General features: G+C 62.6%; 23 protein-coding genes. 10 read left to right on the forward strand and 13 right to left on the reverse strand.

Translation table 11 applies throughout. From position 1 onward, the window contains the following. Nucleotides 1-97 precede the first annotated feature (97 nt). A complete protein-coding gene (locus AC1DMK_RS10790; RefSeq protein WP_037062207.1) occupies nucleotides 98-1,264 on the forward strand; it encodes an AI-2E family transporter in 1,167 nt (388 codons plus the stop codon). A gap of 19 nt (nucleotides 1,265-1,283) precedes the next feature. After that, nucleotides 1,284-2,573 carry an NAD(P)/FAD-dependent oxidoreductase gene (locus AC1DMK_RS10795; RefSeq protein WP_477858842.1) on the forward strand — a complete coding sequence of 430 codons (1,290 nt, stop codon included), beginning with the start codon at nucleotides 1,284-1,286 and terminating at the stop codon, nucleotides 2,571-2,573. Between the two features lie 35 nt (nucleotides 2,574-2,608). On the opposite strand, the gene AC1DMK_RS10800 is transcribed toward AC1DMK_RS10795, so the two are convergent. After that, the gene (locus AC1DMK_RS10800; protein ID WP_037062210.1) at nucleotides 2,609-3,412 is read right to left on the reverse strand and encodes a polysaccharide deacetylase family protein; all 804 of its coding nucleotides are present in this window, start codon (nucleotides 3,410-3,412) and stop codon (nucleotides 2,609-2,611) included. 214 nt (nucleotides 3,413-3,626) lie between these two features. Next, nucleotides 3,627-4,016, reverse strand: coding sequence for a DUF930 domain-containing protein (locus AC1DMK_RS10805; RefSeq protein ID WP_037062334.1), 390 nt, complete (start codon nucleotides 4,014-4,016; stop codon nucleotides 3,627-3,629). Between the two features lie 243 nt (nucleotides 4,017-4,259). Between AC1DMK_RS10805 and AC1DMK_RS10810 the strand changes: the two genes are divergently transcribed. The 3 genes from AC1DMK_RS10810 to AC1DMK_RS10820 all read left to right on the forward strand — a co-directional run bounded on the left by AC1DMK_RS10810 (nucleotide 4,260) and on the right by AC1DMK_RS10820 (nucleotide 8,189). Then, nucleotides 4,260-6,368 (forward strand): S9 family peptidase, encoded by a 2,109-nt coding sequence (locus AC1DMK_RS10810; RefSeq protein ID WP_477858844.1) that lies wholly within the window; start codon nucleotides 4,260-4,262, stop codon nucleotides 6,366-6,368. A gap of 246 nt (nucleotides 6,369-6,614) precedes the next feature. Continuing rightward, nucleotides 6,615-7,172 carry a DUF1697 domain-containing protein gene (locus tag AC1DMK_RS10815; protein WP_051974002.1) on the forward strand — a complete coding sequence of 186 codons (558 nt, stop codon included), beginning with the start codon at nucleotides 6,615-6,617 and terminating at the stop codon, nucleotides 7,170-7,172. A 63-nt stretch (nucleotides 7,173-7,235) separates the two neighbouring features. Beyond that, nucleotides 7,236-8,189: a homocysteine S-methyltransferase family protein gene (locus AC1DMK_RS10820; protein WP_477858846.1), complete on the forward strand. Its 954-nt coding sequence runs from the start codon at nucleotides 7,236-7,238 to the stop codon at nucleotides 8,187-8,189. Nucleotides 8,190-8,194: 5 nt separating this feature from the next. Here AC1DMK_RS10820 and AC1DMK_RS10825 read toward each other — a convergent pair whose 3' ends face one another. The 3 genes from AC1DMK_RS10825 to AC1DMK_RS10835 form a co-directional block, all read right to left on the reverse strand. Continuing rightward, a complete protein-coding gene (locus tag AC1DMK_RS10825; RefSeq protein ID WP_477858848.1) occupies nucleotides 8,195-9,643 on the reverse strand; it encodes a DHA2 family efflux MFS transporter permease subunit in 1,449 nt (482 codons plus the stop codon). A 163-nt stretch (nucleotides 9,644-9,806) separates the two neighbouring features. Beyond that, on the reverse strand, nucleotides 9,807-9,938 hold the full coding sequence (locus AC1DMK_RS10830; protein WP_477858849.1) for a hypothetical protein: 132 nt from the start codon (nucleotides 9,936-9,938) through the stop codon (nucleotides 9,807-9,809). A 119-nt stretch (nucleotides 9,939-10,057) separates the two neighbouring features. Next, entirely contained in the window at nucleotides 10,058-10,273 is a 216-nt protein-coding gene (locus AC1DMK_RS10835; RefSeq protein ID WP_477858851.1) for a ribbon-helix-helix domain-containing protein, read from the reverse strand. Between the two features lie 47 nt (nucleotides 10,274-10,320). Here AC1DMK_RS10835 and AC1DMK_RS10840 point away from each other — a divergent pair, with 47 nt between their 5' ends. Both AC1DMK_RS10840 and AC1DMK_RS10845 read left to right on the forward strand, forming a co-directional pair. Then, nucleotides 10,321-11,826, forward strand: a complete 1,506-nt coding sequence (locus AC1DMK_RS10840; protein WP_477858852.1) for a protein adenylyltransferase SelO — start codon at nucleotides 10,321-10,323, stop codon at nucleotides 11,824-11,826. Nucleotides 11,827-12,160: 334 nt separating this feature from the next. Further along, nucleotides 12,161-14,497: a glucose/quinate/shikimate family membrane-bound PQQ-dependent dehydrogenase gene (locus AC1DMK_RS10845; RefSeq protein WP_477858854.1), complete on the forward strand. Its 2,337-nt coding sequence runs from the start codon at nucleotides 12,161-12,163 to the stop codon at nucleotides 14,495-14,497. A gap of 374 nt (nucleotides 14,498-14,871) precedes the next feature. On the opposite strand, the gene AC1DMK_RS10850 is transcribed toward AC1DMK_RS10845, so the two are convergent. The 4 genes from AC1DMK_RS10850 to dmeR form a co-directional block, all read right to left on the reverse strand. Beyond that, nucleotides 14,872-15,180, reverse strand: coding sequence for a type II toxin-antitoxin system VapB family antitoxin (locus AC1DMK_RS10850; protein ID WP_477858855.1), 309 nt, complete (start codon nucleotides 15,178-15,180; stop codon nucleotides 14,872-14,874). Between the two features lie 66 nt (nucleotides 15,181-15,246). After that, on the reverse strand, nucleotides 15,247-16,134 hold the full coding sequence (gene bla / locus AC1DMK_RS10855) for a class A beta-lactamase (protein WP_037062224.1): 888 nt from the start codon (nucleotides 16,132-16,134) through the stop codon (nucleotides 15,247-15,249). Nucleotides 16,135-16,201: 67 nt separating this feature from the next. Next, entirely contained in the window at nucleotides 16,202-17,170 is a 969-nt protein-coding gene (dmeF, locus tag AC1DMK_RS10860) for a CDF family Co(II)/Ni(II) efflux transporter DmeF (protein WP_477858857.1), read from the reverse strand. Nucleotides 17,171-17,194: 24 nt separating this feature from the next. Further along, the gene (dmeR, locus tag AC1DMK_RS10865; RefSeq protein ID WP_037062227.1) at nucleotides 17,195-17,467 is read right to left on the reverse strand and encodes a Ni(II)/Co(II)-sensing transcriptional repressor DmeR; all 273 of its coding nucleotides are present in this window, start codon (nucleotides 17,465-17,467) and stop codon (nucleotides 17,195-17,197) included. A gap of 273 nt (nucleotides 17,468-17,740) precedes the next feature. Between dmeR and AC1DMK_RS10870 the strand changes: the two genes are divergently transcribed. After that, nucleotides 17,741-18,235, forward strand: coding sequence for an N-acetyltransferase family protein (locus AC1DMK_RS10870; protein WP_477858859.1), 495 nt, complete (start codon nucleotides 17,741-17,743; stop codon nucleotides 18,233-18,235). 40 nt (nucleotides 18,236-18,275) lie between these two features. Next, nucleotides 18,276-18,854 (forward strand): type 1 glutamine amidotransferase family protein, encoded by a 579-nt coding sequence (locus AC1DMK_RS10875; RefSeq protein ID WP_477858860.1) that lies wholly within the window; start codon nucleotides 18,276-18,278, stop codon nucleotides 18,852-18,854. Nucleotides 18,855-18,962: 108 nt separating this feature from the next. Here the strand turns inward: AC1DMK_RS10875 and AC1DMK_RS10880 are convergent, their stop codons facing one another. The 3 genes from AC1DMK_RS10880 to AC1DMK_RS10890 all read right to left on the reverse strand — a co-directional run bounded on the left by AC1DMK_RS10880 (nucleotide 18,963) and on the right by AC1DMK_RS10890 (nucleotide 21,213). Next, on the reverse strand, nucleotides 18,963-19,877 hold the full coding sequence (locus tag AC1DMK_RS10880; protein WP_477858862.1) for a c-type cytochrome: 915 nt from the start codon (nucleotides 19,875-19,877) through the stop codon (nucleotides 18,963-18,965). A 96-nt stretch (nucleotides 19,878-19,973) separates the two neighbouring features. Further along, nucleotides 19,974-20,426 (reverse strand): cytochrome c, encoded by a 453-nt coding sequence (locus AC1DMK_RS10885; protein ID WP_037062233.1) that lies wholly within the window; start codon nucleotides 20,424-20,426, stop codon nucleotides 19,974-19,976. A 148-nt stretch (nucleotides 20,427-20,574) separates the two neighbouring features. Then, the gene (locus AC1DMK_RS10890; protein WP_477858864.1) at nucleotides 20,575-21,213 is read right to left on the reverse strand and encodes a LysE family translocator; all 639 of its coding nucleotides are present in this window, start codon (nucleotides 21,211-21,213) and stop codon (nucleotides 20,575-20,577) included. Nucleotides 21,214-21,341: 128 nt separating this feature from the next. Between AC1DMK_RS10890 and AC1DMK_RS10895 the strand changes: the two genes are divergently transcribed. Beyond that, nucleotides 21,342-22,043 carry a helix-turn-helix transcriptional regulator gene (locus tag AC1DMK_RS10895; RefSeq protein WP_477858866.1) on the forward strand — a complete coding sequence of 234 codons (702 nt, stop codon included), beginning with the start codon at nucleotides 21,342-21,344 and terminating at the stop codon, nucleotides 22,041-22,043. Nucleotides 22,044-22,090: 47 nt separating this feature from the next. On the opposite strand, the gene AC1DMK_RS10900 is transcribed toward AC1DMK_RS10895, so the two are convergent. Then, complete coding sequence (locus tag AC1DMK_RS10900; protein WP_477858868.1) at nucleotides 22,091-22,870, reverse strand: SDR family NAD(P)-dependent oxidoreductase; 780 nt, start codon at nucleotides 22,868-22,870, stop codon at nucleotides 22,091-22,093. Nucleotides 22,871-22,996 lie beyond the last annotated feature (126 nt).

Raw genomic sequence — 22,996 nt, forward strand, 5'->3', positions numbered from 1 at the left:
CTCATCCATTCGATAGGTCATTCCCAGCCAACGGAACGGAACGGCATATCGCGCGTTGTGATCGCGAAGCAATGGGCTTCCGGGGAAGCTATCATCCATGGGCATCGCCACGGGCATCAGGAAACACGCGAGCAAGATCGCGATCGGCGAACGGCATGTCAGCAGTTGGGCCGCGAAGCTCAACGAGGCGACCGAGGAGTTGCCGCAGGCGCCGATGCGCCGCGTCGAGAAGGATGGGCTTGATATCAGCACCGCCTGGGCGATCATCGGCATCTTCACCATTCTCGGCCTCGCCGCGGTCTATATGATGTCGCTGATCCTCATTCCCCTCACGCTGGCCATCGTCGTCGGGATGATCCTCGGCATGCTCGCCGAGAAGCTCAGCAAGCTCGGCGTGCCGCGCATCACCAATGCCGTCATCCTGTCGTCTGCCGTAGCACTCGTCATCTTTCTCGTGGCCAGTTCGCTTGCCGGTCCGCTTGCGACGCTTGCCAACGAGGGGCCAGCGTTTTTCGAGACGACCCTGAACAGGCTGATGCCCTATCTGGAGCGGATCCGGTGGCTGCATATCACGCCGCAAACCTTCCAGAGTGGCCCGATGTCGGCAGACAAGCTGCTGGAGAACACGGGCAACATCCTGCACGTCGTCTCGGCAAACCTGACTCCCGCGCTCATTCAGGCGCTGATCTTCTTCGCMGCGCTGCTGCTGTTTCTGGCCGGGCGCGTCAATCTGCGCAAATCCATCATCATGGTGTTCCGGACAAGGCCGCAGCGCCTTGCCGCCATTCGCGTCATCAACGGAGTGGAACAGGTCCTCGGCTTCTACTTCGCCACGGCATCCCTGATCTACGTCTGCCTCGGCCTGGTGATGACCGTCATCGCCTATGTCGGCGGTCTCTCCTCGCCTGTTCTGTGGGGTTTCTTCGCATTCCTATCGAGCTTCGTTCCCTATCTCGGCATCACGATGATGACGCTCGCCATCGCGATTGCCGGAATCCTGACGCATGACAGCCTGCTGTTCGGGTTGATCCCCGCAGCGGCCTTCTTTTCCTTCCACCTGGTCATGGAGAATTTGATCTTCCCGGCAGTGATGGGGCGGCGGCTGGAGATCAATCCCTTCGTGGTCTTCATTGCGATTCTCTTCTGGACCTGGATGTGGGGCGCTGTCGGCGCGATGCTCGCGTTACCGTTGTCGCTGATCGGCATGACCATCATCGATGAACTGTTCATCGAGGAAAAAGTGCAGCCGCAGCTGCCGAAATAATCGAGGGAACACGCGTCCGATGGCCGAAATCGATCTTGAAGACTCCAGCCACGACCGCCTGATGAGCGGCATGTCGCCCTGGGGCCAGCCGGAGGTCAGGCCCAGCTATCAACCGCTGGAGGAAAACCTCCATGTAGATGCGCTCGTAATCGGCGGCGGCATCACCGGCGCGCTGACGGGTCAGCATCTTGCCGAACGCGGGCTTTCGGTCGCTATCGTCGATCGCGAGGAGCCGGGGCTCGGCAGCACGGCCGCCAGCACGGCAATGCTGCAATGGGAGATCGACCGGACGCTCAGCGAGCTCGAACATCTCTATGGCTTCGAGCGCGCCGTCGGCATGTATCGGCGCAGCGCCGCTGCCGTCGCCGGCCTTGCTAAGCTGATCGCCGCTCATCGCATTCCCTGCCATTTCCGTCCGCGGCAATCGCTGTTCCTCACCAGCAACCATGAGGGCGCGCGCGATCTTCTGACCGAAGTCGGGCTTCGCCGTCGAGCAGGCCTGCCGAGCACCTATCTGGAGCATTGCGATCTCTTCACAGAGTTCGAACTCGACCGCGACGCCGGCATTCTGTCACGCGGCTCGGCGGAGGCCGATCCGCTGCTTCTGACCCGTGCCTTGCTCGGGATCGCGATACAGCAGGGCGCGCGCCTCGTCGGCGCCTCCGTGGCGGGGCTTCATAGCGAAGGAGGTCGCGTGACGGCGGAAACGGATCGCTCCTTCGTGATCGAGGCAAAGGCTGCGGTCCTTGCAACCGGCTACACGCTGCCGGGGATCGACATGCCGAAGCTTCATCGCCCGACCTCCAGCTGGGCGCTTGCCACCGTGCCCCAGGATCCGGCGACGCTCTGGCGCGACCAGGCCCTGATCTGGGAGGACAGCAATCCGTACCTCTACATGCGCACGACGCCGGACGGCCGTATCGTCGCCGGTGGCGAGGACGACGATAGCGTCGATTCCGCGATCCGGGACAGCAAGCTGCCGCAGAAGATCATGGCCATCCGGGAAAAGATGAAGAGGCTGTGGCCGAAGGCGGATACACGCGTTGCCAATGCCTGGTGCGGGACTTTCGGGGAAACCGTCGACGGGCTGCCGCTGATCGGGCCGGTTCAGTCGTTGCCTCATGTCTACGGCGCCTACGGATATGGCGGCAACGGCATCACCTTCTCATATCTTGCCGCGCAGATGATCGGCGCTATGATTGCCGGCGGGTACAGGGAGTGGTTCGACGATTTCGCGATCGATCGCGACGTGCCGGGGCAGAAGAGCTTCGCAGGCGTCGAGCACACCGGCGCCGACGCTCTGAGCTAGCTTTCGTTTAAGCAGCTTTTGTTCATGCAGTTCAATCACTCTGTCGTCCGGTCGTCGCCGGTGTCCTCGACATCCTGCAGCCGGACAAACTCCGTGCCCTTCGCCTTCAGATCGACGATGGCCTTTGCCACACCCTCGCCTGCCGCATGCGTCGGCTGGTTGATATGGGAAATGACCACATCGCCGTCCCTGGCGGCCGCGATCCTCTTTTCGGTCACGGCAGCGCCAAGCAGCGAGCCGCCGTCGCCATTTAGGGAATAACCAGCGATGCGGTAACCCATGGCGCGGATCTGGGCTATCGAGGAGAGATCGTATTTGGCAGTGGAGCCGCGGAACCAGCGCGGCGGCGCAATACCGGCTGACAGCATCGCATCGGCGCCGCCCTGCACCTCCTGGCGCACCGCTTCGGGAGAACCGGCAGACGCGATGCCGTAAATCGACACTGGCTTGTCGACGGCCGGAATATGGTTCTGGCCGTGGTTTTCCAGTTCGAAGAGGTCGGGGTTCTGCAGGAAGACCTGCAGCGCCTGCGGATTGTGCTTCAGCCAGCGCGCTGTGACGAAGATCGTCGCGGGGATACGCTCGCTGACCAGAACGGACAGAATGCGGTCGTCGGCCTTGCCCATGCACGCATCGAACGTCAGCGCGACGCGCGCATGGCCCTTGAGGCCGGACTGCGCAATGCGTAGATGCGGCTCGACCAGCTTCGGGGTCATCGCCGCCTTCGGCGCGGGCGCCATAGCCGCTTGCGCCGAAGGCGCAGCAACGGGAACCTCGGCTGCAGAGACAACTGAGATGGAGGCTGCGACCAGCGCGGGGGCAAGAAGGGTGCGGATCATGGGAGGTGAGCTTCCACTACTTCAGTGAAGGAATTCTATGCCCCCCGGCGAAAGGCGGCGATGCGGCCCGATGCCGCGCCTCCGCTTGACCTCATTCCTGTGCTCGTTACAGGAATCCAGTGCCGGAAACTGCAAGTTCCTTTGATTCACTCACCGCGCAGAAGCGCGGCGGCTGGTTCCTGTGACAAGCACAGGAATAAGGGAGAGGTTTGCATCAATCATAAAGGTAATACGTGGTCCACTTTTCGCGCGGCACCTTGTCGCCGATCTTATACTGCAGTTCGCGGACGTTCATGTGCTGCGGGCCTGTGACGCAGCTGTAGGAGAGGTGATACCAATCGCCCTTGCTGCGGAAAACGGCGCCGGGGGCTTCGAGCCTGTCGTCGGCGGCCACCGGATCCTTGAAGGTGTAGGCGATCACCTTGTCGGGATTAAAGCCTGTTGCGTCCTTGTTGATCCGGGTCATCGCCTCGGTATCGCAGCTCTGTTCGAGTCGGGTCGAGGGGTCGAGCTTTTCGAGTTGCTTCTTGATCGCGGGATCGACTGCAAAGGCGGGCGCGGCAAGGCAGAGAACAGACAGAAGCAAGACGATACGTTTTGGCATTATCGAGAAATTCCTTTGCATCCTTGTTCCGGAACGCGACATCGTCCGCCTTAAACAGAGCAGCGAACGATGGCAAAATTCCGCTCGACGGTAGCGGACATTGTTAAACAATGTGGTGACATCAAGGCAACGTGAGCAATCCTTCGATTTCGCGCAGCGTGCCCACGAAGCGGCCGCAGAGCTTGATCCGGCGCTCCCGCACCTCTATCTCTTGCGCAGCTGAATTCCCACCCGGAGCATTCCTTGTCCGCCTTTAAAAATCTGCCGACCCCGCCCGCAGCTCCCAAGAAGCCGCTCTCCGACACGCGCCACGGCATCACCCGCACGGACGAATATGCCTGGCTGCGCGCCGACAACTGGCAGGCGATGTTCAAGGATCCGTCGATCCTCGACCCCGAGATCCGCAGGCACCTGGAAGCCGAGAATGCCTATATGAATGCGGCGATGGAAGACACCAAGCCATTGCAGAAGGCGCTGTTTGCCGAGATGCGCGGCCGCATCAAGGAAGACGACAGTTCGGTGCCGATGAAGGACGGCGACTATGCCTACGGTACCTTCTTCGTGACCGGCGGCGAGCAGCCGCGCTATTTCCGCATTCCGCGCGACGGCGACGTCAAGGACGAGACGCTGCGCACCCTGCTTCTCGACGGCGACAAGGAAGCGGCCGGCAAGGCCTATTTCCGGCTGGCTGGCATCGATCATTCCACCGATCACAATCGCGGCATCTGGGGCTATGACGACAAGGGTTCGGAATTCTACACGCTGAAGGTTCGCGACCTCGCGACCGGCGAGGACATGGCCGACGTCATCGAGAATACCGGCGGCGGCGGCGCCTGGGCCCCGGACGGCAAGAGCTTCTTCTATTCGGCACTGGACGAGAACCATCGCCCCTCGAAGGTATTTCACCACATCATCGGTACGCCGCAATCCGAAGACCGCCTGGTCTACGAGGAAGAGGATGCGGGCTTCTTCATGGGAGTCGGCGGCTCGCTGCTGAACGACTTCATCTACTTCGACATCCACGACCACGAGACGTCAGAATACCGGCTGTTGTCGACCAAGGACCTGACGGCCGAGCCAAAGCTTGTCGCGGTGCGCGAGGAAGGCATCGAGTACTCGCTGACCGAGGGCGGCGATGTGTTCTACATCCTTACCAACGACGGCGGCGCCAAGGATTTCAAGATCGTGGAAGCGCCGGTTGAAAATCCGGGCAAGGAAAACTGGCGCGAGGTGGTGCCGCACAAGCCCGGCACGCTCGTGATCAGCCATATGGCCTATGCCCGCCACCTGCTCTGGCTGGAGCGCAAGGACGGCCTGCCGCAGATCATGATCCGCGATCGCAAGACCGGCGGGGAACATGCGATCGCCTTTGCCGAGGAGGCCTATTCGCTCGGGCTGCAGGGCGCCGCCGAATACGACAGCGACGTCATCCGCTTCTCCTACTCCTCGATGACGACGCCCTCGCAGCTCTACGACTACAACATGGTGACGCGCGAGCGTACCCTGCTGAAGACGCAGGAAGTGCCCTCGGGCCACAATCCCGACGACTACATCACCCGCCGCGTGTTTGCGCCCGGTTGGGACGGCGTCGAGGTGCCTGTCACCCTGCTCTATCGCAGGGATACACCGCTCGACGGTTCGGCGCCCTGCCTGCTCTACGGCTACGGCGCCTATGGCGTCACCATTCCGGCCGGCTTCAACACCAATTGCCTGTCGCTCGTCGACCGCGGCTTCGTCTATGCCATCGCCCATATCCGGGGCGGCAAGGACAAGGGCTTTGCCTGGTACGAAGACGGGAAGATGGAGAAAAAGACCAATACCTTCAAGGATTTCATCGCAGCGGCTGACTATCTGAATCAGGAGAAGTTCACCTCCTACGCCAACATCATCGCCGAGGGCGGCTCGGCCGGCGGCATGCTGATGGGCGCCATCTCCAACATGGCGCCGGAGAAGTTCGCCGGCGTCATCGCCGCCGTTCCCTTCGTGGATGTGCTGAACACCATGCTCGACGACACCCTGCCGCTGACGCCGCCGGAATGGCCGGAATGGGGCAACCCGATAGACAGCAGCGAAGAATACGAGCAGATCGCAGCCTACTCGCCCTACGATAACGTGGGCAACAAGCCCTACCCGCCGATCCTGGCGCTCGGCGGCCTGACCGACCCGCGCGTCACCTATTGGGAACCGGCGAAGTGGGTGGCCAAGCTCCGCGAGAAGACCACCGGCGAAGCACCGATCCTGCTGAAGACCAACATGGACGCCGGCCACGGCGGCGCATCCGGCCGCTTCCAGCGGCTGGAAGAGATCGCCTTCGAGTATGCGTTTGCGATCAAGGTTGCCGGCAAGGTGTAAGGCGGCGGGAGTGGGCCTCCGGCTGGCGTTCAGGACGTTCGTCGCGTCCGCTCCTCACCCCCCTCATCCGCCCTTCGGGCGCCTTCTCCCCGATGGGGAGAAGGGACTGCTGGCGAGCCTTGCGGCTGGTTCCCTTCTCGCCTCGGGGAGAGGTGGCGGCAACCGGATGAGGGGACTGTGGATGCTGCTCTAGACTGCGCGCGTCGGCTCGTTGCCCCGGGAAGACGCATGCAATAGGAGGAGAGAATGCCCGTCCATATCGCGCTTCTCAGAGCTATCAATGTCGGCGGCACAGGCAAGCTTGGAATGTCGGAGCTGAAGTCGATCTGCGAGGCTCTCGGCTTCGTCGACGTCAAGACCTACATCCAGAGCGGCAACGTGCTGTTTCGCTCCGACGATGCGGAAGCCGTTGTCGGGCGGCGACTGGACGAAGCCCTGGGCAAGGCGCTCGGCAAAAAGCCGGGTGTGATGTTGCGCAGCCGCAGGCAACTCGACGCGATCGTGGCAAATGTGCCATTCCCTGACGCCAAGCCGAATTACCTGCTCGTCAGTTTTTTGCCTGCGGAAGCGCCCGAGAACGCGCTCTCCAAGATGGTCGCACCTGATGGCGAGGAAGCCTTTGTCGCCGGGCGGGAGATCTACGTGCATTTCCCGGCCGGCTCCGGCAAGTCGAAACTCAAGCTGCCGGCGATCAAATCGGGAACCGCCCGGAACTTCAACACGGTCCGCAAGCTCGCCGAAATGGCTGCGACGATGGAAGACGCGCAGGGACCTCCTGGAACCGTTGCAAGCCGTCAATTTTAGAACATACTTGTTAATCACTTTCTGCATCGCATTCTCTTTTCGCCCAACACCGGGGGGACGACGATGACGATCTACCGACACAGCTTGCCTCAGCTGGATGGCGGCCTCTTCGTGACCGACGGAGGCATGGAGACGACTTTCATTTTTCACGACCGCTTGCAGCTGCCGCATTTCGCGTCCTTCGTGATGCTGGCGTCGAAAGAAGGCCGCGATCGCCTGCAGGCCTACTATCGCCGCTACCTCGACATCGCCCGCAAGCATGCGGCCGGCTTCATCCTTGACACCCCGACCTGGCGCGCCAATCCGGACTGGGCCGAGAAGCTCGGCTACACGCCCGAGGCACTGCACGCGGCAAACGTTGCGAGCGTCGGCCTGCTGGCAGGATTGCGCGCGAGGTACGAGCTACCCGGCCGGCCGATCGTGATCAGCGGCACGATCGGGCCGCGCGGCGACGGCTACAAGTCGGGCACCATGAACGCAGCGGATGCCGAGGACTATCACAGCGTCCAGATCGGCAGTTTCGCGGAGAGCGACGCCGACATGGTGACGGCGTTCACCCTGACCAGTATCAACGAGGCGATCGGCGTGGCGCGCGCAGCCGCAGCAAGGGACATGCCCTGCGCGATCTCGTTCACCGTCGAGACCGACGGCAGGCTGGTGACCGGGAGGAGCATACAGGATGCGATCGAAACCACGGATGCTGCCACCGGCGGATCGCCGGCCTACTACATGATCAACTGTGCGCATCCGACCCATTTCGAGGGTGCGCTGGACCACCCCAGCAACTGGACGAAACGGATCCGTGGCTTGCGCGCCAATGCCTCGCGGATGAGCCATGCCGAGCTCGACGGGAGCGAAACGCTGGATGTCGGCGATCCGGCCGATCTGGCGCGGCTATACCGCCAACTGGTGCAGAAGATGCCGCAGGTGCGGATCGTCGGCGGCTGCTGCGGCACCGACCACAGGCACGTCGCGGCTATCTGCGAGGCATGCATGCCGGCGTTCGCCCGGGCCTGACGATCTCAGTGCCCGTCGTACGTGGGCTTGTCGACTGCATGGCCGCTGATGTCGGAGCCGGCGTTGCGCGAGAAGCGCAGATTCCAGAAGGTCGCGGTGATCGAAATCGCGGTCACGAAGAGGAAGGCCGCTGAAAAATCATGGAGTTGCGGCGTTTCGCTGCCGTTGAACGACATCGACGCGTGCAGCGCAAGCGCGCCGACGCAGATGCCGAGCGACAGCATCAACTGCTGGAAGGTCGTATAGAAGCTGGTGGCCGAACTCATGCGGTCGCGGTCGATCTCGTCATATGCGACGGTGTTGTAGGCCGTGAACTGGAACGACATGAAGAAGCCGCACATGACCAGGACCGCGAAGATCAGCGTCAGCGGCCAGTCGGGACGGAAGGCGGCGCAGAGTGCATAGCCGAAGGTTGCAATCACGCCATTCGCGATCAGCGCGTTGCGGAAACCGAAGCGGCGCAGCACTCGCGGCGCAAAGGCCTTCATGGCCATGGAGCCGATCGCAGCCGCCGTGACCAACTGGCCGGCCTTGGCAGCCGACAGCCCGAAGCCGAGCTGGAAATACAAGGGCAGCAGAAACGGCTGCGCGCCCTGCGTAATGCGCGTCAGGGAGCCGGCGATGACCGACGTACCGAAGCTCGGCACCTTCATCAGCGAAAAGTCCATGATCGGCGACGGGTGGCGCCGCGCGTGGCTGAGATAGGCGATGCCGAAGAGCAGGCCGACGGCAATGAGGAAGAGCGAGAAGACGCCCTCCCCCGGGCGGCTCGATGTTTCGAAGCCGAAGAGCAGCGAGCCGAGCGCGATGCCGGACAGAATGAAGCCAATCGTATCGAAAGGAACCCTCGCCTCGCCCTTGAAGTCCGCGATGAAGATCGAAACTAGGGCAAAGCCGATGATGCCGATCGGCACGTTGATGTAGAAAATCCATCGCCAGTCGAGATAGGTGACGATTAGGCCGCCGACCGGCGGGCCGAGGATCGGGCCGATCAGTGCCGGCACCAGCAGCCACGACATGGCGTTGACCATGTCCTTGCGATCGACGCTGCGCAGCAGGACGAGACGGCCGACCGGCAGCATCATCGCGCCGCCCAGCCCCTGCAGCAGGCGGGCCAGCACCAGACAGAGGAGATTGGGCGACAGCGCGCAGAAGACGGAACCGGCGATGAAGACGGCGATCGCCGAGCGGAAGACCGTGCGGGAACCGAAACGATCGGCGATCAGGCCGCTTGCCGGGATGAAGATCGCAAGGCTCAGCAGATAGGAGGTAAGCGCGATGCTCATCGACGGCGCACTGACCCCGAAATCGCGCGCCATGGTGGGAAGCGCTGTCGCAAGCACCGTCGCGTCGAGCTGCTCCATGAACATGGCGCTCGCAACGATCATTGCAATCACGCGGAAATTGGGCTGGCGGCGCCCGATGGCAGCAACCTGATAGATCTGATCCGACATCGTCAGGGATCACTCGCGATGGCGCGGCCGGCGCGGAAGCGATGGCCGCGATATGGTATGGCGTGATGCCAAAGGGGGATTGCGTCTTTGTATACGCCCGCAAATGAGGCGGCGTTGTGCTTTTACGGAAGGTCTGGTGTGAGCTCAGCGTATGGGTGCCGGCTCAACTATCTCCGCGCATCAGCGTCTCATAGTCCTGCCCGCCGGAGACGATATTGGCAATCTCGACACGCCCATCGACCACGGCATAGAGGCCGAGCGACGCCTCGCCAACTTTCTCGCAGCGTCCGCGCACCCGCCTAGTATAGCGGAAGGCGGTTTTCCGGCTTCCGCTTCTATGGCGCACATAGTCAAAAATAGACCGAAGATCGGCTTTGGCGATCTCGCGAAAGAGAACGCGATAGTGCTTTACAGTTATTGTTGCTCATTGCGCAAAGATTCAAGCCACTCGTCAATTTCTGCACCCGTCAAACTCGGACGCGGATCGTCCAGCGAGGCCTGCACACGGACGCGGATCGCGGGGATGCGCTCCTTGTGTTCCTCTTCCCGTCGCATCCACACGCGCATGGCTTCACGCAACACTTCGCTGATCGAGGCGAAGGTGCCGGCCTCGACTTCGGCCTTGATCACATTGAGGCCCGCTTGCAGCAATCGGCGCCGGGCACTACCTATGGGCCATGACCCAATCCCTGCAGGATACCGCATCGACCTTGCGGCCTTTCGCCTTCGACAATAGCTACGCGCGGTTGCCGCAGCACTTCTTTGCGCGGCAGGCACCGTCTCAGGCAACCGAGCCGTGGCTGATCAAGCTGAACGAGCCGCTTGCCGCCGAGCTCGGGCTTGACGTCGAAGCGTTGAAACGCGACGGCGCGGCAATCTTTTCCGGCAACCTCGTTCCCGAGGGCGCCGATCCGCTGGCGATGGCCTATGCCGGGCACCAGTTCGGCGGCTTCGTGCCGCAGCTCGGCGACGGGCGGGCGATCCTGCTCGGCGAAGTGATCGACCGACATGGCCAGCGCCGCGACATCCAGCTGAAAGGCGCCGGACGGACACCGTTTTCCCGCAACGGCGATGGTCGGGCTGCAGTCGGGCCGGTTCTTCGGGAATATATCGTCAGCGAGGCGATGCATGCCCTCGGCGTGCCGGCGACGCGGGCGTTGGCGGCCGTTTCCACCGGCCAGCCGGTCTATCGCGAGGACGTGCTGCCCGGGGCCGTGTTCACGCGCGTTGCCGCCAGCCATATCCGCGTCGGCACGTTCCAGTTCTTTGCCGCGCGCGACGATGCCGATGGCGTCAAGGCACTCGCCGACTATGTCATCGACCGGCACTATCCGGACCTGAAAGAGACCGCAAATCCCTGTCTCGGCCTGTTTGAGGCGGTGTGCGAGAGGCAGGCGGCGCTGATCGCCAGATGGCTGCATATCGGCTTCATCCACGGCGTCATGAACACCGACAACATGACGATTTCAGGCGAGACGATCGATTTTGGCCCCTGCGCCTTTTTGGACACCTACGACCCGGCGGCCGTCTTCTCCTCGATCGACCAGCGCGGCCGCTATGCCTACGCCAACCAGCCCGGCATCGGGCAATGGAACCTGGCTCGGCTCGGCGAAACGCTGCTGCCGCTGTTCGGGGACGATACCGAGAAAGCGCTGGAGGCGGCGAATGTCGTGCTCAAGGATTACGGCGAGCGCTTCCAGATCCATTGGCTGCGCGGGATGCGGGAGAAGATCGGGCTTTCGTCCGTGGAGGACAGCGATCTCGATCTCGTCCAGTCGCTGCTGGCGCTGATGCAGGCGCAGCAGGCCGACTTTACGCTGACCTTCCGGCGCCTCTCCCATCTTGCCGCCGAAGAGAACGCAGAACCGGCCTTCCTCGGAACCTTCCGTGAGCCGGCGGCGGCGAGCGAATGGCTTGTGCGCTGGCGCGAGCGGCTGTCGGTCGAGACGCGGCCCGCGGCCGAACGCGCCGCCAACATGGCGAGCGCCAATCCGGCCTTCATCCCGCGCAACCACCGGATCGAACAGGCCATTGCAGCGGCGGTGGAACACGCCGATTTCTCACTCTTCGAAGCCCTGCTGACGGTGCTCTCCAGACCCTACGAAGAGCAGCCGGCCCTTGCCGCCTACATGGAGCCGCCGAAGCCGGACGAGCGCGTGCTGCAGACTTTCTGCGGCACCTGAATTCTAGGTGCTCGCTCATTCCTGCGCCCGTCGCCGGAATCCAGCCGACGCATGTCCGCCGAAACCGGTTGAAGTGGACTCCCGCGCCATGGACATGGCGCTGCTGGATCCCTTTGACAAGCACAGGGGTGAGGGAGATCTCTTGGCCGAGCCGCCATTTGGCAAACGACGAACATAGGAATGAGGTGATCATTCGGCCGAGCCGACCTGCGGCAAATGTGGCAGTTGAAAGGCAGAAAAGTCGCTCTATGTGGTTGAGAATGCTGCCGACGGCAACTCTTCGCCGCATTTCGCGAGCTTTCGCAATTGCTTCCCGAGCCCGGAGAAATCCATAATGGCGATCGTCATTACCTCGTTGGTTTTCATGCTCATCGGATTGGCGCTGTGCGGCGGCGGGCTTTGGCTCGTGATGCTCGGTGGCAGCTTCTTCTATCTTTTCGCCGGCGTCATGTTCCTGCTGACGGCCATCCTGCTGCTGATGCGAAAAGCCTCGGCCTTATGGTTCTATGCCGTGCTTGTTATCTCCGCCCTTGTCTGGGCGATCAGAGAGGTCGGGTTCGACTGGTGGCAACTCGGGCCCCGCGGCGGCCTGATCATTCTGCTCGGCCTCTGGCTGCTGACACCCTGGATCCGCCGGCCTCTCGGCTTCCTGAGCCCGACCGGCACTTCCTACGGCGCAAACCCGTGGCCGCTTGCCATATCGGTCCTGATCGCGATCGTGTTGGCTGGGTTCTCGATGACAACCACGCCGCACGACCAGACCGGCAGCCTGCCGACCGAGGTCACGGGCACGCCGACCTTCGGTGGAACCGTGACCGACGGCGAGTGGCATCAATACGGCCGCACGCCCTTTGGCCAGCGCTATTCGCCGCTCGAACAGATCAATGTCAGCAACGTCAAGGATCTGAAGGAGGCGTGGCGCTACCAGACCGGAGACGTGAAACGGCCTGACGACGTCGGCGAGACCACCTACCAGGTAACGCCGCTCAAGATCGGCGATACGCTCTATCTCTGCACGCCGCACAACTGGGCGATCGCTCTCGACGCCGCGACCGGCAAGGAAAAATGGAAATACGACTCCAACTCCGGCATGAACCCGGACCGGCAGCACCAAACCTGCCGCGGCGTGACCTATTACCATGACACGGCGGCTGCCGGCGGCGCGCCCTGCGTGGACCGCATCTATCTCCCAACATCGGATGCCCGCCTGATCGCACTCGATGCTATGGACGGGAAGGCCTGCACGAGCTTTGCCGACCAGAGCGTGCTGCACCTCGAAAAGGGGATGAAATACAATCCGGCCGGCTATTACTATTCCACCTCTCCGCCGGTCGCGGTCGCCGGCAAGCTGATCGTCGGCGGCGCCGTCAACGACAACTACTCGACGCACGAACAGTCCGGCGTGATCCGCGCCTTTGACATCAATACCGGCGACCTGATCTGGAACTGGGATTCGGGCAATCCCGATGTCACGACGCCGCTCCCCGAGGGTCAGACCTATACGACGAACTCGCCGAACAGCTGGTCCGTCCTCAGCGTCGACGACGGGCTCGGCATGATCTACGTGCCGCTCGGCAACCAGGTGCCCGACCAGCTCGGCATGGGCCGCAGCGAGAATGTCGAGAAGTTTTCCTCGTCGATCGTCGCGCTCGACATCAATACCGGGCAGCTGAAATGGGTGCAGCAGTTCGTGCACCACGACCTCTGGGACATGGACGTCCCGGCCCAGCCGGTGCTCTTCGACATGAAGAAGACCGACGGCACGGTCGTTCCGGTACTCGTCGGATCCACCAAGCAGGGCGATATCTACGTGCTCGACCGCCGCACCGGCGAGGCGATCATTCCCTTCAAGGAGATCCCTGCCCCCGGCGGCGCAATCCCCGAGGATCGCGCATCGCCGACCCAGCCGATCTCCGATCTCACCTTCTCTCCGCCGCCACTACAGGAAAAGGACATGTGGGGCGTGTCGCTGTTCGATCAGCTCGCCTGCCGCATCCAGTTCCATCGCTACAACTACGAAGGCCGCTATACGCCGCCGTCGCTTGTCGGCTCGATCATCTATCCCGGCAACTTCGGAACCTTCAACTGGGGCAGCGTCGCGGTCGATCCCGAGCGGCAGATCATGTTCGCGATGCCGACCTATCTGGCCTTTACCTCGCGCCTCGTGCCGGCGGCCGACATCCCGCCGAAAGGCCAGGACGAGAAAGGCAGCGAACAGGGCCTGAACCGCAACGACGGCGCACCCTATGGCGTCTTCTTGGGACCGTTCCTCGGACCGCTGAACATCCCTTGCCAGGCACCGCCATGGGGATATGTCGCCGGCGTCGATCTGCGCACCGGCAAGATTGCCTACAAACTCAAGAACGGCACCGTCCGCGACATGACGCCCCTGCCCCTGCCCTTCAAGGTCGGCGTGCCCGGCATCGGCGGTCCGATGCTGACCAGGGGCGGCGTCGCATTCCTCGGCGCTGCGGTCGACAACTATCTGCGCGCCTACGACGTGACCAACGGCAACCAGCTCTGGCAGGCGCGACTGCCGGCCGGCGGCCAGGCGACGCCGATGACCTACACGACAAGTGACAACAAGCAGTATGTGGTGATGGTCGCCGGCGGGCATGGCTCGATCGGCACCAAGCCGGGCGACTACGTGATCGCCTACACGCTGCCCTGAACGGCGCTCCGTCGCACAACAGAATGGCCGCAACACCGGAGCAGTGGCAGCCTTTCGGTCAGCGTCGACGACGACAGCGCTCTGGCGCAACATAATGCGGTCATCAGCGCGTTCACGGAGCTTGCCGACACGACGCCAGCGGAGCGCATCCGCGCCCAGATCCTGGAACGGCTCGGCCTGACCGACGACGACCTGAAGGGCATGCCCTGGGAAGAACGCGAGGCGATCGAAAAGCAGATCGCGACGAGATCAAGAAGCAGCTCACCGGTGTCGATGACAAGTAGACCAACGGCGAAGCAGGCGTCGTTACGGCCTGAGTGACTTCACAGATTGATTCACATCGATACGGCGGAGATTCACATTTCCGCCGTATGTTATTGAACATCAAGCTTTATCGGGTCGCAGCAGCCGATCAGAAAAATCAGGCCGGGTCGATGTAGTTCAGTCCGCGTAGAGGCTGTCGATGAAGACCTTGTCGGCGATTCCGCCTTTGCCCGATCGGCTCGCGCCCGAAGTGCAGGGCCAAAATCGACGCCGCGCTCGACCAGCGAACCGAAGCCCTGCTCACGTTCCAGTTCGTGCGACAGGGCTTGCCTTACCACTTCCGTCTTGCTCTGGTTTCGCAGCGCCGCAAGCCTCTCGCCGAGTTTGTCGAAGTCGTCATTCTTGACATACAGAGGCATCGGATATCCCTACCTTGTATCCCCAATGTAGTCGCGGGATAAACCGTCGGTAATATGGCCGGGAGTCTAGACCATTTCGGTGACGATCCTGCCGACTTCGGCGAAGATCGGGTTGATCTCAGAGACCGGCACCTGGGCTTCGGCGACATAAGTCGTGACCAGCACAGGGCCGTGCCCGGGAGGCCAGGCGATGGCGATATCGGCTGCGGTTCCGTTGTTGCCGGTTCCGGTCTTGTCACCGATTTTCCAGCTGTCGGGAAGACCGGCGCGCAGGCGTGCTGCGCCTGTGGTGTTTGCGACCATCCATTCGATCAGCGTATTCCGCGAAGGTTCCGAGAGCACCGAGCCGAGCGCCAGATTGCCAAGCGTGTCGAGCATGGAATCGGGTGTCGTGGTATCGCGCTGGTCGCCTTTCTTCGCTTCGTTGAGATCGGTCTCCCAGCGGTCGAGCCGGGTGGAGCCGTCGCCCAGCGTGCGCAGCCAGTTCGTCAGCTCCTTCGGGCCGCCGAGGCTCTCCAGCAGCAGGTTGCCCGCCGTATTGTCGCTGAGGGTAATGGCAGCCTTGCAGAGCTCGCCGACACTCATGCCCTCGCCGCCGACATGCTGTTCGGTTTCCGGCGAATAGGTMACCAGCTTGTCCTTGTTGTAGACGATGCGGCGCTCGAGGTTCTCCTGGCCCTTGTCGACCCGCGCGAGCACAAGGCCAGCGGCGAGAACCTTGAAGGTGCTGCACATGGGAAAGCTCTCAGTCTCGCGATGGCCGAACGAGATGTTGGTCTCGGTATCGATCACCGAAACGCCGATACGACCGCCAATCCGCTTTTCCAGTTCGCCGACGCGACGATCGATCTCGTCGTCGCTTTCGGCGGCCCGCGTGGCGCCCGGCAAGAACAACGCGGGATAAAGCAATGCCGAACCAAGAAGCGTCCGACGGCGGATCGAAAAGCGATGCATGAAAAGCCCTCTGCCAGAATCAAAGGAGACAGAGCTAGAGGGAGATTGTGGCTCGCTTGCGTCGCATTCAGCCCGCCTCTTGGGTTACCTCGACCGTGACGTGCGACAGGCGGGCGAGCGCCGCGAGCTTGTGCTTGTAGAACGACGGGGCGTGCGGTTCGCTGGTGACCACGGCAACGATGGCCGCGTGGTGTTCGGGGCCGACCTGCCAGACATGCAGGTCGGTGATATGCTCGCGATCGGTCTCGATCGCAGCGCGTATCTTACCGGGAAGATCGCCGCTCGTCGGCACTGTGTCGAGAAGGACGGCACCGGCCGACTTCATCAGGCTCCGGGACCATTGGGCGATGATCAGACCGCCGACGACGCCCATCAGGGGATCGAGCCATAGCCAGCCATAGAGGCTGCCCAGCACAAGGGCCGCGATCGCCAGCACGGAGGTCAGGGCATCGGCGATGACGTGCACATAGGCCGCGCGCATGCTGTTGTCCGAGGCGTGACGGGCGTGGCTGCCGGCATGATGGTGAGCATGATCGCCAGCGTGGCTGTGGCCGTGGTGGCCATGGTGATGCGCATGAGGATGCTCGCCCTTGAGCAGCCATGCACTTGCCAAATTCACCAGCAGCCCGACGACGGCGACCCCGATCGCCTGCGAAAAGCTGATCGTCACCGGATGCGCAAGGCGCAGCACGCTCTCCCAGGCCATCAGCAGCGCGATCAACGCAAGGATGATGGCGCTTGCAAAGCCGGCCAGATCGCCGAGCTTGCCGGTGCCGAAGGTGAAGCGCGGATTGTGTGCCTGGCGACGGGCATAGAGATAGGCGACGGCCGATATCAGCATGGCGCTCGCGTGCGTCGACATGTGCCAGCCGTCGGCGACGAGCGCCATGGAGCCGTAGTAGGTGCCCGCCACGATCTCCGCCACCATCATGGCGGCGGTCAGCGCAATCACCAGCCACACCCGACGCGCGTTGCGATCGTGGTCGGTACCGAGGAACACATGGTCGTGGCCCAGTCTTTCGGTCTGCGCACTCATGGCATATTCCTTCTCAGTAACGCATCAGCGGATGTAGGTCCGCAGCACTTCCGAAATTTCCTCGACGGCCTCGGCGCGGGCCCTTTCGTCCGCCGCGTGCAGCACGTGCTCGCGCAGATGGTCGTCCAGCACCTCGCCGGTCAGGCCGTTCAGGGCGCCGCGGATCGACGCCAGGAGCTGCAGAATTTCGCCGCAGGGGCGCGCGGCCTCCAGCGCCCGCTCGACCGCCTCCATCTGGCCCTTCAGGCGGTTGACCCGCGCCATCAGCTTCTTCTTGTGGTGCGTGGTGTGGGACATCGTCTTCTCTCAAATAATATAGGGGGGTATACTATATAAATTCAAGGATGGAAAGAAGTGTTGCGGACGCCCAGAGCAAGCGACTTGACAAACGTTTCGTTTGCGACGAAGTATCCGCCCATGATCAAGAACGCGCACATCACCAGCACGTATTTTTGGCTGTACCTGTAAGGGGCGGCTGGACAGATCATAATGTCAACAAGCCGCCGTCAGGCGGCTTTGTTGTATCGGCAGCGTCCTGACGGCAGAACACCAGATAAGGACGCGAAGACCATGATCGAAATCGAAGACACCGAAATCGCGTTGATCCGCCCGCCGGTGATCAACATCCGTGCCGCCAAGCCGCGCGACCTGCCCGAACTCAACGAGATGATAGCGCTTCTGGCCAAGCACCACGGCGACGCGGCAGCCTCCACGCCGGAGCAGCTCGAGCGTGACCTGTTCGGTCCCCTGCCCTGGATATCGGCGCTTGTCGCCGAGACGGACGAGGGCCTGATCGGCTACGCCATTCTGGTCCCTCTCTACAGGGCGCAGGAGGGCGCGCGGGGCATGGATCTGCATCATCTCTTCGTCCGCGACGGCCATCGCGGCCACGGCGTCGGCCAACATCTCGTCAACCGGGCCCGCGATACCGCCCGCAATGCCGGCTGCGGCTACCTCTCGGTCAGCGCCGCGACCGGCAACGTCCAGGCACATCGTTTCTACGAGAACATGGACTTCGTCCCTCGCCCGGTCACCGGCATGCGCTATATGCAGGCTTTGGCGTAACAGCTCGCCTGTCGTTCACGTGTTGGCCAGGGAGAGAAATATGACGCGACTTGCTATCGTGCTCACGGACGGATTCGCCGATTGGGAAGTGGCGCCGCTGACGGCATCGGCGCGCACCTATTTCAACTTCGACGTGGTGACGGCAACGCCTGAAGGCGCGGAAGTGCGCTCGATGGGCGGCCTGCGCGTATCGCCCGATATGGCGCTGGAAACCCTGCATGCGCATGCCTTCGACGCACTCATCCTTTGCGGCGGCACCATCTGGGAAACGGAAAAGTCGCCTGATCTCGGGCCTGTCATCGAAGACTTTCTCGAGCATGGCAAGATTGTCGGCGCAATCTGCGGCGCGACACTGGCGCTTGCCAAAGCGGGGGTGCTGAACAGGGCCGCGCACACCAGCAATGCAGCCGATTTCATCGCCGGGACGCCGGGCTATTCCGGCAAGGCGCACTACAAGGATGGCCCCTACGCGGTGCGCGGTGGCAAGATCATCACCGCGGCCGGATCGGCGCCGGTGACATTTGCGGCCGAGATCTACCGGGCTCTGGGGTTTGGCGGCGACGAACTCGACCAATATGTGCTGATGTTCGGTGCGGAACACCAGCCGAAGGCCGCCTGATCACAGCCGGCAGGGCTCGGCACCCAGACTTGGAGACCCCGAAGCCGACCGCCATCATCAGACGCGACTTTTCGTTGCAACGGTTCCCAATTTTGCGATCCGTTGGCGTCAGCGGCTCGGTACGGCCTTCAGATAGGCAGCGATCGCCTCCAGGTCAGGCTTGGGAAGGTGGGAGAGATTCTGCTGCACCTCCGTCATCGCGCCGCCGGCGGAATCGAAATCCGGCGTGAAGCCGGTTTCCAGATAGGTCGCAATATCGCCTTCGCTCCACGTACCGACCGTTTTCGACCCCGGCGTAATGTTGGGTATCCGACCCCGGCCCTCCGGATTGGGGGCGCCAGCGAGCCACATGCCGGCCGTGAAGCCGCCCAGCGCCCCGCGAGGCGTATGGCACTCGCCGCAATGGCCGGGTCCCTCGGCCAGATACTGCCCGCGCTTCAGCCTGTCGTCGGTATTGGCAAGCACGACGCGCGGCTGGTCGTTGAAATAGAGAAATTTCCAGCCGCCGAGCGCAAGCCTCATGTTGAACGGAAACGGCAGCTCGTGCGGCGGAGCAACGTTGGCGCTCTTCGGCAACGTCTTGAGATAGCCGAAAAGATCGTTGACGTCCTTGTCGGTCATGCGGGCGTAGGAACCATAGGGAAACGACGGATAGAGGTGCTGGCCGTTCGGCGCCACACCGCGTTTCATGGCGTTGCCGAACTGGGCAAGTGTCCATCCGCCGATTCCGGCCTTTTCGTCCGGCGAAATGTTGGGAACATGAAATGTCCCGAACGGACTCTTCAGCGCCAGGCCACCGGAAAGCGTGAGCTTGGCATCTGCCTGCGCGCCCGGTGCTGCGTGACAGCTGACGCAACCGCCCGCCCAGAAGACCATCTCGCCGTTTTTGACATCTGGGGCCCCGAGGTTCGCCCAATGGCTCTCGGGAAGAGGATTGGGGGTGGTTATGAAGTAGAATGCGGCTCCGCCGATCGCTGCGACACCGACGACGCAGAGCACAAACCGGACAAACCTGCGAACCATGCACCGCTCTCCCATTGCCGATCCAACGCTTAGACATAAAGCGATCCGCTGGGCCGGCAAGACCGCAGCGGATCGCAGGCAAGAGGACGAGGATCGCTATTCCTTCTTTATGCGGTAGATCTGATGACAGCCGCCACAGTTTGCGCCGAGCACCTTCAAACTGGCGCCGACTCCAGCCGCATCGGCGGGAAGCTGCGCCAGAAGCGTGCCGGCGTCGGTGCCAAGCTTTGCCGCACGTGCCTTGAAGTCATCCATGTTTTCCCAGATTTTCGGGCTCGCCTCAGGGTCCTTCTCACTGGTGTCCGTGCCCGGCTTGAACTGATCGGGGAAGATCTTGGCGGTTTCTGAGATCGTCGTCAGCGCCGCCTTGATGGCTTCGGCATCATAGGGCTTCTCGCCCTTGGCGATCGCGGCGAGCGCGCCGGCGGCGCCGCCGACCTTCTTCATCAATGCAACGCGCGCATCATGCGTTCCTTCCCCTGCAGCAAAGACCGAGGCCCCCCCCATGCCGGCGACGAGAACTGCCGCGGCGATTGCTTTCAGTCTCATGTCTCCACTCCTCTTCGATACCGAGATCTTCGAAGCCCGGCGCTTCGTTCTAACCCCGGCATGATGACAAATTTATCTCAGGCACGCAGTAACAAGTGGGTGATATCGCACGCATTTCAGCAATCCGACGGGCTTGCGGCCCTCCGGTTCATACCGGCGTGCGCAAGCCGTGCCAGGCGGTAAGAAGCGAAACGAGCATCAGCAAGCCGCCTGCAACGCGCCCGACGAGGATCGTTGCCTGCGGGTTGGAGATCAGCATCGTCCGGCTTCGCGCGGCGGTGAAGGCCACGGTGCCATAGATCGCGGCCTGCGTGGCCATGGTCATCAGCCCCATGACGATGCCCTGCACCCAGATCGGACCGTAGATCGGCTTCAGGAATTGCGGATAGACCGCCAGCATGAAGAGATAGGCCTTGGGATTGATGAGGCAGGTGACCGCGCCCTGGTGAAAGGCCCGCCAACGGGAGCTGGCGCCATCGGCATCGACCGCGTGCACGGTGATGGAACTGCGGACCAGCGTATAGCCGATCCACGCCATATAGGCCGCGCCCGCAAAGAGCAGCGGGTTGAACAGCGTCGGCAACAGGCTCGCCAGGATGCCGACGCCAATCGCACCGTAGAGCGAATGCACAGCGCCTCCGGCCATGATGCCGGCCGTCGCGGCCATGCCGGTGCGCCGGCCGCCGGTCAGCGCGTTGGCGAGCACGAAGAGCATATCCATACCCGGTACGATGATAATGCCGAAGAGAAGGGTGAAGTAGAGCCAGAGGTTTTCGCTATAAGTCATGTCAGTTTGCCGCCCTCCAAACCAAGGCCTGATTTGCAGACCTTGTTGATTTTCAATTCGATAGGCGGCTCTATACGAGACTCCAACTGACAGTGTATTGTCAGTAGCGTTGACGACGAGGGCTAAAAATGCGCAAGGCCTCACGGCTTTTTGAGATCATCCAGATCCTGCGGCTGGCCGGCAGGCCGATGACCGCGGCTACCATGGCCGAGACGCTCGAGGTGACCGTGCGCTCGATCTACCGCGACATCGCGGCCCTTCAGGCGATGCGGGTGCCGATCGAGGGCGGGCGCGGCATAGGCTATATCATGCGGCCGGGCTTCGACCTGCCGCCGCTGATGTTTTCGATCGAGGAAATGGAAGCGATCGTGTTGGCGCTGGCGCTCCTGGATCGCACCGGCGACGACGAGCTGAAGCAGGCGGCCAGGCGCGTCAACCAGAAGATTGCCGGCGCCGTGCCTGCTCCCTTGCGCCAGGCGATGGAGGGCAAGGCGCTCTATGCCTGGGGATCGGCCGCCCAGTCCCCAGCCGGCTTTGATCTGGGGCTTGTCCGCCGCGCGATCCGCGATGAGCAGAAGCTCGCGCTCGATTATCGCGACGAGCTCGGCCGCGGCACCGAGCGCACGGTGCGGCCGATCGCACTGATCTACTACTCGCAGACCGCCAATATCGTCGCCTGGTGCGAGCTGCGCCAGGCGATCCGCAACTTCCGCAGCGACCGCGTCGAGCATTGCGCTGCCGCCGAAGACTACTTCAAGGGCGAAGGCGACCGCTTGCGGGACCTTTGGACGTCCGGCTGGGCGCAGCAAGCCGCCCTCCCTTCGTCCTGATCGCCAGCGTCATTCCGCCCGCCGGTGGAATGACGCTGCTCGCGGCGTCAGAGATTGGTGCCGCCCGAGACTTCGATACGCTGGCCGTTGACCCAGCGGTTGTCGTCGGACAGCAGCGAGGCGATCATCGGGCCGATGTCGTCGGGCAAGCCGGCGCGGCCGAGTGCCGTCGCATCGGCAACAAGCTTGTTGTACTGCGGATTGTCGCGCACCAGACCGCCGCTGAAATCCGTGGCGATCGCACCGGGGGCGACAGCATTCGCGGTGATGCCGCGAGATCCCAATTCCTTCGCCAGATATCGGGTGAAGACCTCGATCGCCCCCTTCATCGCGGCGTAGGCGGAAATCCCGGGGACGGTGAAGCGGGCAAGGCCGCTCGACACGTTGATGATACGGCCGCCGTCGGCGATCAGCGGCAGCAGCTTCTGCGTCAGGAAGTAGACGCCCTTGAAGTGGACGTTGCACAGCTCGTCGAAATTCTCCTCCGTCATCTCGGCAATCGTCGCGTGATGGCCGGATCCGGCATTGTTGACGAGATAGTCGAAACGCTCGCGACCAAGGCCCGCCAACACCTGCCTCACCTCTTCGACGAAGCTGTCGAAGGATGCGATCATGCCTGTGTCGAGCTGGATCGCCACGGCCTTCGAACCGAGTGCCGCAACCTCGGCGACCGCGGCGTCGGCTTCTGCCTTATTCGAGCGGTAGGTGAAGATGATATCGACGCCGCGCCTGGCGAGGTTGATGACCGTGTTTCGACCGAGGCCGCGGCTGCCACCGGTCACGAGCGCCAGCTTGGCGATTGGATTGTCTTTTCTTTCGGCAGGCATTTGCATTCTCCGTGCGTGAATTCGACTATGCCAGCCTACGCCCGAAGTCCGCTCTGCTTGAATGCCGGAACTCTCGAATTTATTGCCTATTCCTCCAACCGCCTTGCGACATGAGCCGGGTGGTCT

This window comes from Rhizobium sp. 05L419, assembly GCF_056397845.1.